Consider the following 12,180-nt stretch of genomic DNA (forward strand, 5'->3'; position numbering starts at 1 on the left):
GCGCTGTTCCTCACCACCGAGGCCGTCATCGCCGAGAAGCCCGAGAAGGCCGGAGCCGCCCCCGCCATGCCCGGCGGCGGCGACATGGACTTCTGAGTCCACGCGCTTTCGAAAAAGAGGCGACCCCGTAGTGCAGGGGCCGCCTCTTTTTGTTCCCTTCCGCCGTCCGCCGCCGTGGTTCGCTAGCCGAGCTGCGCGGGCAGCGGCCGGGAGTGCAGGACGGTCAGGGAGGTGACCGCGCGGGTCAGCACCACGTAGAGGCGGGCCAGGCCGCGAGGTTCGGCGTCGACGATGTCGGCGGGCTCGGCCACGATGACGTGGTCGTACTCCAGACCCTTGGCCAGGGACGCCGGGATGACCAGGAGGCGGTGGTCCTCGACCGTGTCGGGGCTCAGCACCCGGTGCTCCAGGTGGGCCAGGGCCTCGGACGCGGCGCCCACCGAGGCGTCGGGGACGATGACGCCGATCGACCCCTCGCGGGCGAGCGCCTCCTCGGCGGCCCGGGCCAGCGAGGCGGCCAGGTCGGGCACCGGGCGCACCGTCAGGGAGCCCGCGCCGGGCCGCAGCGACCGGGGCGCGGCCAGGTCGGGGGCGACGGAGGGCAGCAGCCTGGCCGCGTAGTCGAGGACCTCGCGCGGCACCCGGAAGCCGAGGGTGAGCTCGGTGACCGCGCCGTCCTCGAAGCCGAGGTGGGTGAGGACCTCCGCCCAGGAGCGGGCCGACCAGGGCGTGGTGCCCTGCGCGAGGTCGCCCAGCACGGTGGCCGAGCCGGTGCGGCAGCGCCGCCCCAGGGCCCGCAGCTGCATGGCCGAAAGGTCCTGGGCCTCGTCCACGACCAGGTGGCCCAGCGGGACGGTCCGCTCGATCATGTCGGCCAGCTCGTCCATCAGCGCGCCGTCGGCCGCCGACCACTTGGCCGAGCGGAAGGACTTGGCGGGCTTCGCCCACAGCAGCAGCGCCTGCTCCTCGGCCGTGAGGTCGTCCTTCGCGGCGGCGGCGAGGAAGGCGGGGTCGCTGAACAGCCGGTGGAGCACCTGCTGCGGGGTCAGCTTGGGCCAGACCTGGTCCACGAGCTGCCTGACCGGCTTGGACCTGGCCACCGCGTCCTGCACCCGGTCGTCGGGCGACTCGCCGCGCTGCTCCATCCGGACGAGCACCAGGTGGGCGAGGCGCTGGGCGAGCGTGGCGCGACCGGGGCCGTAGCGGGTGGTGCCGCGCAGCGCGGCGACGATCTCGCGGACCTCGTGGTCGGCCACCCGGTAGCGGTTGATCCCCTTGGTGAACAGCACGCCCTCGGTGGGCTTGACGACGTGCGCCCACAGGGCGCGCCCGAGCACGGGGACGATCCTCGCGTCGCCCTTGATCGTGCTGACGGCGGGGTCCTCGGGGGTGGAGTGGTCGCCGAGGATCCCGGCGGCCGTGGTCTGGTCGACCTTGACCTCGCCCAGGGCGGGGAGCACGGATGAGATGTAGGAGAGGAAGGCCCGGTTCGGGCCGACGATCATCACGCCCGAGCGGGCGAGCCGCTCGCGGTGGGTGAAGAGCAGGTAGGCCGCCCGGTGCAGGCCGACGGCGGTCTTCCCGGTGCCGGGGGCGCCCTGGACGCACACCGTCCGTCCCAGGTCGGAGCGGACGATCTCGTCCTGGTCGGGCTGGATCGTCGCGACGATGTCGCGCATCGGCCCCGAGCGCGGGCGCTCGATCTCCTCGGTGAGGATCCTGCTCTGGGTGAGGGCGGCGCCGCCCTGGTCGAGCCGCTCGTCCTCGTAGGCGGTCAGGTCGCCGCCCTGGTAGCCGAACCTGCGGCGCAGGGCGACGCGCATCGGGTCGGACGGGCTGGCCTGGTAGAAGGCCCGCGAGACCGGGGCCCGCCAGTCGATGACCAGGGGACGGCTGCTGTCGTCGTGGACGTGCCTGCGCCCGACGTGGACCGTGCCGGGGAGGTCGTCTCCCTCCTGGCGGTCGAGGCGGCCGAAGAACAGGGGCGTGCCGGAGTGGTCGGCGAGCGCCTCGACGCGCTGGTCCAGCAGCGCCTGCAGGATCTGCTGGGAGACCCAGTCCCCGGCGGCGTCGGAGGAGAGGGAGCGGGCGTGCTCGCGCATCGCCCGGAGCGCCGCCCTGGAGACGGCCAGATGCTCGCGCTCGGCGGCGAGGATGAGGGCGGGGTCGTCGGTTATGTCGGGGGCCAATTGATGTGCGGGCACGCTGAAGCGCCTCCCATTCGATAAACGGAGGTGGTGGTCATCGGGCAGCGAATCGACCAGCTTAGCGGCGACCCTCTCGCGTCTCAAAAGGATTAACGCCGGACTGGGGGGCGGCGGTCGTGGGTATCCCAACGGTCGTGCGGATCTCCCCTGTCATACCGATCGTGGCCAGCCTTCTGCTGGCCGCGCTCTGGGGACTCTCGGTGTTCGCGGGCTGGGGGGTCGAGGCCTTCTGCTCCGACCCCGGCTGCGTCGACAGGCTGGGCGGGGTGGTCAGGCTGTCGTCCCTGTTCGCGGCGGTCGCGGCCTGCTGTACGGCGGCCGCCCTGCTGGCGCGGGGGCCGGGCGGCGTCAGGAGCCGTTTCACGGCCCTGATGATCGCCGCGGTGGCCGCCTGGGTGATCGCGGAGGGAATTCTCTTCGCGGGCGGCCTGATTGTCCGGCGGTCACCCTGATCATTTGTCGGTCTTCGATTGTCCGGTGATCACCTTGATTGTTCGGCGGCCACTCCGATTGCTCAATATTTGATCGAATTGCGCGGTTGTCGCCTTGATTGCGGGGCGGTCGCTTCGCTCGTCCAGCAGTCACTCCGGGCGTTCGGTAGTCGCTCTGCCACTCTCCGTAATTCTCCGCTGAAATAGCGAAAAAGCGAGGCAAACATGGTGACTCCCTCAGATCATGGGGGTATGTCGCCATTGGCCGCCAGGCCTAGCGAGGGGGTGGTTTGTTTGTCGAAAGCCCGCGGGATTTCGTGGACCTGACACAAAATGACGACGTGTTCGCCAGGTGGGGTCAATCTCCGGCGAGCACGTCGTCCGCGTCGATGATCTGATACGCGTACCCCTGCTCGGCCAGGAACCGCTGCCGATGCGCGGCGAAGTCCTGGTCCACCGTGTCACGGCTGACCACCGAGTAGAACCGGGCCCCGCCCCCGTCGGCCTTCGGCCGCAGCACCCGGCCCAGCCGCTGCGCCTCCTCCTGCCGGGACCCGAAGGTGCCCGACACCTGGATGGCCACCGCCGCCTCCGGCAGGTCGATGGAGAAGTTGGCGACCTTGGAGACGACCAGGACCTGGATCTCCTTGTCGCGGAACGCCTGGAAGAGCCGCTCCCGCTCCTTGACCTTCGTCTCCCCCTTGATCACCGGGGCGTTCAGGTGCTCGCCGAGCTCGTCGAGCTGGTCGATGTACTGCCCGATGACCAGCACCTGCTCGTCCAGGTGACGGCGGACCAGCGCCTCGGTCACCCGCGTCTTGGACGGCGTGGTCGCGCAGAAGCGGTAGCGCTCCTCGGACTCGGCCATCGCGTAGGCCAGCCGCTCCTCGTCGGTCAGCGTCACCCGCACCTCGACACAGTCGGCGGGGGCGATCCAGCCCTGGTTCTCCATCTCCTTCCACGGCGCGTCGTACCGCTTGGGGCCGATCAGGGAGAACACGTCGCCCTCCCTGCCGTCCTCGCGCACGAGCGTCGCGGTCAGGCCCACCCGCCGCCTGGCCTGCAGGTCGGCGGTCATCCGGAAGATCGGCGCGGGCAGCAGGTGCACCTCGTCGTAGACGACCAGGCCCCAGTCGCGCGCGTCGAACAGCTCCAGGTGCCGGTAGACGCCCTGCCTGCGGGTCGTCATCACCTGGTACGTGGCGATGGTGACGGGCCGGATCTCCTTCTTCGTGCCGGTGTACTCGCCGATCTCGTCCTCGGTCAGCGAGGTCCGCTTGATCAGCTCCTGCTTCCACTGGTGCGCGGAGACCGTGTTGGTCACCAGGATCAGCGTCGTCGCCTTGGCGTGCGCCATCGCCGCCGCGCCCACGATCGTCTTGCCCGCCCCGCAGGGGAGCACGACCACGCCGGAGCCGCCGTGCCAGAACGCCTCGGCGGCATCACGCTGGTAGCCGCGCAGCTCCCAGCCGTCCTCGGTGAGCGTGATCGGGTGGTGCTCGCCGTCGACGTATCCGGCCAGGTCCTCGGCGGGCCAGCCCAGCTTGAGCAGGTGCTGCTTGATGTTGCCGCGCTCGCTCGGGTGCACCGCCACGCCGTCGTCGCCCAGGCGCTCGCCCAGCAGCGGCTGGATCTTCTTGGCGCGCAGCACCTCCTCCAGCACGGCCCTGTCGGTGCTGGTCAGGACGAGCCCGTGGACGGGGTGCTTCTCCAGGCGGAGCCTGCCGTAGCGCGACATCGTCTCGGCGACGTCGACCAGCAGCGCGTGCGGCACGGGGTAGCGGCTGTGGGCGATCAGTGCGTCGATCACCTGCTCGGCGTCGTGCCCGGCGGCCCGCGCGTTCCACAGCGCCAGGGGGGTGATCCGGTAGGTGTGCACGTGCTCGGGAGCGCGCTCCAGCTCCGCGAACGGGGCGATCGCCTTGCGGCACTCCCCGGCTCTCTCGTGATCGACCTCAAGAAGCAGGGTTTTGTCCGATTGGACGATCAATGGTCCGTCAGTCACAGACTTCTCCCTTGGTCACCGCTGGTCACCGCAGGGTACGGCGGATCAGCTCATGGTCGCACCCGTGGACGCCCGTGGGGTCGCCCCGCGCTCCCTGTATGCAACAGACGGGAGCGCCGGTGCAGTCCCGTCCGGCCCGTCCGTTGTGTGGCCGGTCCTTCGCGCGGAGGGTTCAGCTGGGGCCGAAGGCGCCGTTGAGGCCGGCGACGATGAAGAAGGTCACGCCCAGGACGAGCAGCACGACGTTGGCGGTGACGCTGATCCAGGTCCACCTGAGCAGGTTCCGCGCGCCGCGCGGGTCGGTGTCGACCCTGCTCAGCGCGAGGCCCGACAGGACGGTGCCGATGAGCCCGCCGAGGCTGACGAAGCAGCTCAGCGCGAGCACGAGGCTGATGACCAGGGCGACGATCGCGTGCGTCCTGACGCCCTCGACGTCGCGGGACGGCGGCGCCCCGTAACCCTGGCCGTAGGGCTGCTCGCCGTAGCCCTGACCGTACCCCTGCCCGTAGGGCTGGTCGGCATAGCCGGGGGTCTGGCCGTAGCCCTGCGTCTGGCCGTAGCTCTGGGGCTGACCGTAACTCTGGGTCTGGCCGTGGCCCTGGGGCTGGCTGTAGTCGGGCTGACCGTAGTCGGGCTGGGCGTAGTCGGGCCGGTGACCCTGCTGGGGCTGCTCGTAGCCGTACGGCTGCCGGTCGTGACCCGGGGTCTGGCCGGGCCCCGTGGTGTAGGGGCTCTTCCAGTCGTCCGGGTTGGTGCTGGGGCCTTCGGAGTGACCGCTGCTCACTGGGGATCTCTCGCTTCTGTGGAGCTCAGAACGTCAACTGTTATCACGGTATGGGTCGTGAGACGTGCGCCAGGGGTGAACGGACTCGGTCACATCCGGGTGGTCGGCGCCCGGAGGAGACCAGGGGGAGGACCCTCGCGCCTCGGCGAGCGTCCCGGTGAACGACGCTGCGGACGGCGGGCCGCCGCCGGACCGCCGGCGGGCTCGCGGCGGGCCCGTTCCGGAATCGAGACTACCTCGTGCTCCCGCCCGGCACACCGGGGCCGGGCGGGCTTCCCGGTCCCATGCGGAACCGGTAAGGGGCATCTCACACGATGTCTGCTATGCCGGTGATGCGGTGCAGGGCGAAGCGGTGCACCGCCGCCCGCGTCTCGTCGTAGGCGGTGAGATAGCCGCCCTCCATCCGGGCGGGTTCGAGGATCCGGCTGGTGGCGTTGCCCTGTGAGTCGAGGTAGCCGATCCAGACCTGCGATCCCTGCCGGATGGCCTCGCGCAGGGCGGTGATCGTGGCCGTGGCGGGGGAACGCGGCACCTGGCCGCCGGGGGCGGCCACCGGGGCGCGGCGAGCCTGGTGCGCGGCGTCGCCCGCGCGCACGGCGCGCACGGCGGCCGCCACCACGTCGGCCTCGTGGCCGCTGAACGTGACCGGGGAACGACCCGCCGAGGTGCCCTCGGTCCGGCGGACGTCGAGCTGGGTGATGATCACGTCACCGTCGAGCGACTCCGCCGCCGGGGCGTAACCCATCGCGCGCAGCGAGTCGACCAGCGCCGGACGGGAGGACTTGGAGGCGATCACCGTGGGGGCGAGCCGCCGCAGCCGCAGCGGGATCGCCCGCTTGTCGGCCATCACCTCGTCGAGCAGGGAGGGGTCGTCGCACCGCACGTACGCGCTCGCCGTGCCGACGCGCATCCGGCCGTGGCGCCTGGCCACGTCGGTGACCAGGTAGCTGAGCGGCTGCGGCACGGGCGTGGTCGAGTGGCGCTCCAGCATGGCCAGCAGCTCGTCGGCGCCCTGCCCGGCATCCAGCGCCCGCCGGATCGACCGCTCGTCGAAGCGGTAGACCGTCGCGCCGCCGGTCGACTCCACCTCCGCGGCCATCGCCAGCCACCGCCTCAGGTCGCCGGTGAGCGGGCCGGGGGCGACCGCGGTCAGGTCGGCCTGGAGGAGCACGTGGTCGAGGGGCTCGGGCAGCAGCGGGAGCAGCAGGTGGGCGGCGGACACCGGACGGCCGCCACTCGCACCGGCCGGTGTGGCGGAGCCGCCGGGGTCGGGGAGCAGGGCGCGACCGTGGGCCGCGAGCGCCCCGAGGCCGGTGACGCCGATCTGCTCGGCCTCGCGCAACGTGAACTCCACCAGCTGGTCGCGGTGGCCTCCGCGGCGGCGGGGCTGCTCCCAGGCCAGGCGCTCGCGTACCGCGTCGGGGGTCGGCGCCACCCCCGGCGTCGAGGCGAGCATGCCCAGGGTCGTGGCGCGGACCTCGGCGGCGGCCGGGCGGCGCAGGTCGGGATGCAGGGCGTTGAGCAGCCGGTCGCGCTCGTCGCGCTCGCCGATGACCCCGGGCACCCGGTCCATGGTGAGCCAGGCCGTGGCCAGCAGCACCCAGCGGTCCTCGGTGGACTTCACCCGCCAGCCGTCGTAGACGGGGGTGGGCAACCAGTCGCCGTCGACGGTGCCGCTGGCCGCGATCAGCCCCGCCGCGTACGACACCTCGATGATCAGCCCCGTCACCCATTCGGGCACGTCGAGCAGACCCGCGGTCCGCTTGAGGTCGCGCACGGCCAGGCCGCCGCTGCGGAGCACGCCGGGCGGCTCGACGCTCCAGCGCTCGCACAACTCCTCCACCGCGCGGGTGAACATGAACGCCTGCCCGGCGGCCGTGCGGTCGGCGAGCCTCCGGTCGCGCTCGGTGCCCTCGGTGGGGGGCGGGAAGGGGGACAGGTCACGGTGAACGCGCCCGCCACGCAGGAAGAGGGCGACCTCGCGGGGCAGCACCACGGTCTCCTCGCCGACGGCGGCGAGAAGGGCCCGGGAGAGGAGCTGCTCGATCGGCGACTGCGCGGTGGCGGCCCGCACCTCACGGCGGGCGTTGGGCACCCGGCCGCTGGACGGGCCCCAGGCCAGCTCGTTCAGCGCGGACCGCGCCTGCGGCGAGACCTCCTCGACCAGCCGTCCGACGATTTCCCCGTCGCCGAGCAGCGCGGCGAGCGTCTCCTTGGTGGCCTCCCCGGCGTCGCCGCCCTCGCCCGTGACGTCCTGGACCAGCTCGGCCAGCCGCTCGGCGGAGTGGTGCCTGAACGCCTCCACGGCGGGCGGGCCGAGCCCCGCGGGAGCGTCGAGCACCTCCCGCACCCCGGGCGCCGGGGCCAGGGCGCGGTCGGACCCGTAGACCAGGGCCATGGTGCGCAGCCGCTCGACCGTCTCCTTCAGGGCGCTCTGGAACTCCGGATCCGCCGTTCCCGGAAGGGCTCGGGCCATCTGGACGCGCAGTGACCGGTAGGGGACCGGGCCGGGCAGCACGGCCAGCGTCTCCACGACCGCGAGCGCGAACCGGTCGAGCCGGTCGAGTGCCCTGCCCACCGCCGACGGGCTGCTCGCCCGCCCGGCGAGCCCTTCCAGGTGGGCGGGCACGGGGGTGATGAGCTCGGGGCGCACGGAGACGAGAGCCCGCAACCGGTCGTCGCTCCGGCCGCGCAGCCACTCGGTGAACTCCGTGCTCATTCCGCCAATGGTAGGAGGCTTGACCGACATCGCGCGGCCTGGGGGAATTCCGGGATCGCGCGAAGAGGGCCGATCGATCACGTGATGGACGGCGAATGGGGGAAGAAGCTCACGAGCGAGACGATGTCGAGAGAGGATGGCCAGTGTGATCGAGCGTGCGGACCAGCTCGTCCTGGACTACGTCAGCAAGGCGGCCGACGCGGCCCACGGCGTGCTGCCGCCGAGGCAGCGGATCGACTTCGTCGCGGTGTTGCGCAGGCGGATCGACGCCGAGCGGGCCGGGGCGGACGACCCTGTCGCCGTGGCGAGGGTCCTGGCCCGGTTCGGCGACCCGGCCGCGCTGGTCCGCCGCGAGTTGCGCCGCCTGGGGAGGGAGGCGCCCTCCCCGTCCCCGGACAATCCACCGGGACGTCCGGAGCCACGGGTTTCCGAGGAGGAGTCCCAGGAGTCCGGAAGTTCTCGGGGCCTTCGGGGTCTTCAGGGGCTTCGGGGTCTTTGGGGGGCTCAGGGCTCTCGGGGGACCGGGGCTGCCGGGGACGTCGGGGATGTCAGGGATGTCAGGGATGTCGGGGGCGCCCGGAGCTCCCGGCGCTCGCGTGAGGACTCCGGTACGGTTCCCAGGCCCCGGGAGGACGCCGCCGGGGCCCACGGCCGCGCCGACCGCTCCTCCGGCCGCGCCGCGGACCCCACCGTCGCGTTCGCCGACCATCCGCCGGTCGCCGTGCCGCTCTCCGCCCCCACCTCGGAAGGCCCCGCTCCGGAGGACAGTGACCGCGCTCAGGGGGGTTCCGCCCCCGAGGACCGCGATCCCGCCTCCAAGAGGCTCGTCCCCGAGGACCGAGACGCCATTTCCACGGGATCTGTCCCCGAGGACCCCGATTCCCCTTCAGCGGGGTCCGGTCCGGAGGGTCCCGATTCCACTTTCACGGGGTCCGGTCCCGAGATTCCCGGTTCCACGCCGCGGGACGCGGTCCCCGGCCCGGACGGCCCCGGCCACGCGCAGGAGGGGCCGCGAGCCCTGGCCGCGCCCGACACGGCGGGGCCTTCTTCCTCGCCCTCGTCACCATCGGGTGGGGCGGAGACGGCCGGACGTGCCCCGTCGGCCGCCCGCGAGGCGACGCCGGGAGATCCCGGCCTCCCGCCTTCCCGCCGCCCTGTCCGGGGGCATCCGTACGCCTCGACGGGCGCTCGTCCGGATGCTGGTGAACCCGCGCGCGGCCATCTCGCGCCGGACCGTCCCGGATCGGAGCCGGAACCGGACCGTCCCGGGTCGGAGCGCCCGGAGCCGGACGCTCCCGAGGCCTCGCGCGCGTCCAGGTGGGCGGAGCGGATCTTCCCGGCCCGCTCGCGCCTGTCGCCGGCCGCCCCGGAAGAGGACGAGCCCGACGTTCCGGCCGGTAGCCGTCCGAGGAGCGAGACGGACGCCGCGGACGAGTGGGAGGACGCGGTGGAGAGCGATCCGCCGACCGAGGAGATCCCACCCGTACAGGACCCTCTCCCGCCGCCGGTGGCGCCGCGGGAGGCAGCGGAGCGGCCCCGTGAGGCGCGAGAAGCCGAGGAGGCGGGGAAACCGCGGGAGAAGCGTGAGGAGGCGCCTCCGGAGGCGCCGCGCGGGAGGCCGGGAGGCGCGCAGGACCGTCCGGGGCTTCCGCCCGGCGTGGCCAGGGGGATGCGGGAGGCCGAGGAGCGGCTGGCCAGGAGGAAGACTCGGGCCCGGCCCGACTGGCTGCGCCGGCGACGCCCGGCCCGGTCGAGGGAGGACGTCGTCCCCGGCACCGAGGACGCTCGCACGATCCTGCTGAGCCACCGGCGCGAGATGATCGGCCTGGGCCTGCTCTCCCTGGCAGGCCTGCTGATCCCCTTCCCGCTCGCCCCGATCGCGATCTTCAGGATCCCGGTGCTGGTCTGGGCCGTCGCGGTGCTCGTCGTGATCCTCTGCGAGAACTGGCACACCTCCGACAAGGCGCTCGGGCTGGCCGCCCCGATCGTGAGCTACTCCCTCGGCGGCGGGCTGGTCGCCCTCGTGAGGGCGAGGAACGACCTCGGCGCGGTGATCGACGAGTTCTTCACCATCAGCGGGCTCATGTTCATGCTCGGTACGGCGTGGGCCGTCTTCTGGCTGGCCTACCGCCTGCTCAACCCCCCGGTCCCGGTGGGAAGGGGAGTCCGCAGGCCCGGGTGACACTCGAAGGGCATCGGTGGGGCCTTCCCGATCTTTGGCGAGGACGTGGCTCCCCGTCCTCCCCGTCCTCGCCGGACGGGTGGGGAGTCTCCACGCCGTTCGACGCCTCGGGTGGTCGAGACCCGGAGCGTCCGGGCGGTGCGGGTCGGCCGTCGTCCGGCGGGGTTTCGCGCAGGTGGCCCTCCCGGTGGCTCGCCGGCCGCCGGGTCCGTCAGCCGAGGGCCTGGACCGTCGGCCGGGGCAGCAGGCCGAGGGCGAGGCGCACCCAGGAGGCGACGAAGCGGTCGCGATCCACGCGGCCGGGGGGCTCGCCCACGGTCTCCTCGAACAGCTGGTAGTTGATCACCGCCCCGCCGAGCACGGCACCGATGGCGGACCAGTCGGCGGAGGCCCCGGCGTATTCGGGCTGGGCGCGGAACCACATGGTGATCGCGTCGAACATGGGCTGCAGCAGACCCTCGCGCACGGTCGCGACCAGCTCGGGGAACTGGCCGAGGTCGCGGAAGAAGACGCGCGTCAACTCCCTCTCCTCACAGACCTTCGCCAGCCCCAGCCCGCACAGGTGGGTCAGCCGCTCCTCGACGCCGGTCGAGGTGTCGACGACGCTGAGCTCGGTCAGGGTCTCGGTGATCTGTGCCCGGGTCCTGGCGGCGTGCTCGTTCATCGCCGCGGCCAGCACCTCGTACTTGGACTTGAAGTGCCGGTAGAGGCCGCCGGCGCCAGGAGACAGCCCGGAGGCGGCCTCGATCTCGGCCACCGAGGTCGCGGCGTAGCCCCGCTCGGCGAACAGGCGTAGCGCCTCGTCGATGATCCGCTCGCGCGTCGATCTGGTCATTCTCTGCCGATACCTCCTCCGTGACCTTATCCAGTGCCGCCCGGGCCGGGCCGCACCACACCGCACCGCACGCGCCGCGCCGACCCCCGTTCATGGCGAGCGGATCGGGCGGACGTCGGGCGGACGTCGAGTGGACACGGTCTCAACGAGAAGCGGCCCGCGAAGATCGCCCCGGTGACAGCCCCACGGAGGCCGGCCCACGAGGTCAGGCTCATGAAGTCAGGTCGTCCGCTCGTCTTCCGGATAAGGAAATCCTTTCGCGAAGGCTTCCACAGTGAGGTGTCTCATCTACAACACTTAGGATTAGCCATGTTTAGGGTGATTTGGCATTCTTTGAGGGCTTCTCGGAGAATCCTCTTCGCGAAGCGGACAAGGAGTGGTGAGTGACCCGATGAACTCCGTGGGATTCGATCTCGATCTGACGCTCGCCGACACCCGCGCGGGCATCGCCGCCGTTTACGACGAGGTCGCGCTGCGCACCGGCGTCCACATCGACAGCGTCGCCGTGGTGGCGAGGCTGGGGCCGCCGCTGGAGTGGGAGCTGGCCAACTGGATGCCCGCCGTGGAGGTGCCTGCGGCCGCCGACGTCTATCGGGAGCTGTACCCGTCGATCGCCATCCCGGTCACCACCCTCATGCCCGGCGCGCGCGAGGCCGTCGAGGCCGTACGGCGGGCGGGGGGCAGGGTCGCCGTCGTGACGGGGAAGAACGCCCGCGACGCGGCGAGCACGGTCGAGTTCCTCGGGCTTGAGGTGGACGAGGTCGCCGGGTCGGTTTTCGGGGCGGCCAAGGGTCCGGCCCTCGCGGCTTTCGGCGCCGCCGCATATGTTGGAGATCATGTCGCTGACATCGACGCGGCGCGAGCGGGGGGAGTCGTGAGCGTGGCGGTGGCGACGGGTGTCTATCCGGCGGGAGAACTGCGTGATCACGGAGCCGATGTGATCCTGGGCGATCTGACTGAGTTCGTCGAATGGTTTGACGGCTGGCGAACCCCCGCCGCTCTCGTGTAATTCGGGTC

Annotated in this window: 9 protein-coding genes; 3 read left to right on the plus strand and 6 right to left on the minus strand. The window is 72.2% G+C overall.

Features of this window, described 5'->3' with window-relative positions; genetic code table 11:
- Positions 1 to 182: 182 nt before the first annotated feature.
- Positions 183 to 2,204: a HelD family protein gene (locus AC5L38_RS27840; protein WP_495245778.1), complete on the minus strand. Its 2,022-nt coding sequence runs from the start codon at positions 2,202 to 2,204 to the stop codon at positions 183 to 185.
- Between the two features lie 164 nt (positions 2,205 to 2,368).
- On the opposite strand from AC5L38_RS27840, the gene AC5L38_RS27845 reads away from it, so the two are divergent.
- On the plus strand, positions 2,369 to 2,659 hold the full coding sequence (locus tag AC5L38_RS27845; RefSeq protein ID WP_495245779.1) for a hypothetical protein: 291 nt from the start codon (positions 2,369 to 2,371) through the stop codon (positions 2,657 to 2,659).
- A gap of 337 nt (positions 2,660 to 2,996) precedes the next feature.
- Here the strand turns inward: AC5L38_RS27845 and AC5L38_RS27850 are convergent, their stop codons facing one another.
- The 4 genes from AC5L38_RS27850 to AC5L38_RS27865 all read right to left on the minus strand — a co-directional run bounded on the left by AC5L38_RS27850 (position 2,997) and on the right by AC5L38_RS27865 (position 8,545).
- Complete coding sequence (locus tag AC5L38_RS27850) at positions 2,997 to 4,643, minus strand: DNA repair helicase XPB (RefSeq protein WP_495245780.1); 1,647 nt, start codon at positions 4,641 to 4,643, stop codon at positions 2,997 to 2,999.
- Between the two features lie 172 nt (positions 4,644 to 4,815).
- Positions 4,816 to 5,427 (minus strand): hypothetical protein, encoded by a 612-nt coding sequence (locus AC5L38_RS27855; RefSeq protein WP_495245781.1) that lies wholly within the window; start codon positions 5,425 to 5,427, stop codon positions 4,816 to 4,818.
- Positions 5,428 to 5,734: 307 nt separating this feature from the next.
- Positions 5,735 to 8,146, minus strand: a complete 2,412-nt coding sequence (locus AC5L38_RS27860) for a helicase-associated domain-containing protein (protein ID WP_495245782.1) — start codon at positions 8,144 to 8,146, stop codon at positions 5,735 to 5,737.
- Between the two features lie 177 nt (positions 8,147 to 8,323).
- Positions 8,324 to 8,545, minus strand: a complete 222-nt coding sequence (locus AC5L38_RS27865; RefSeq protein ID WP_495245783.1) for a hypothetical protein — start codon at positions 8,543 to 8,545, stop codon at positions 8,324 to 8,326.
- Positions 8,546 to 9,803: 1,258 nt separating this feature from the next.
- On the opposite strand from AC5L38_RS27865, the gene AC5L38_RS27870 reads away from it, so the two are divergent.
- A complete protein-coding gene (locus tag AC5L38_RS27870) occupies positions 9,804 to 10,328 on the plus strand; it encodes a hypothetical protein (RefSeq protein WP_495245784.1) in 525 nt (174 codons plus the stop codon).
- Between the two features lie 211 nt (positions 10,329 to 10,539).
- Here AC5L38_RS27870 and AC5L38_RS27875 read toward each other — a convergent pair whose 3' ends face one another.
- The gene (locus AC5L38_RS27875; protein WP_495245785.1) at positions 10,540 to 11,163 is read right to left on the minus strand and encodes a TetR/AcrR family transcriptional regulator; all 624 of its coding nucleotides are present in this window, start codon (positions 11,161 to 11,163) and stop codon (positions 10,540 to 10,542) included.
- Between the two features lie 379 nt (positions 11,164 to 11,542).
- Here AC5L38_RS27875 and AC5L38_RS27880 point away from each other — a divergent pair, with 379 nt between their 5' ends.
- The gene (locus AC5L38_RS27880; protein ID WP_495245786.1) at positions 11,543 to 12,172 is read left to right on the plus strand and encodes an HAD family hydrolase; all 630 of its coding nucleotides are present in this window, start codon (positions 11,543 to 11,545) and stop codon (positions 12,170 to 12,172) included.
- Positions 12,173 to 12,180 lie beyond the last annotated feature (8 nt).

Source organism: Streptosporangium nanhuense, from assembly GCF_059358815.1.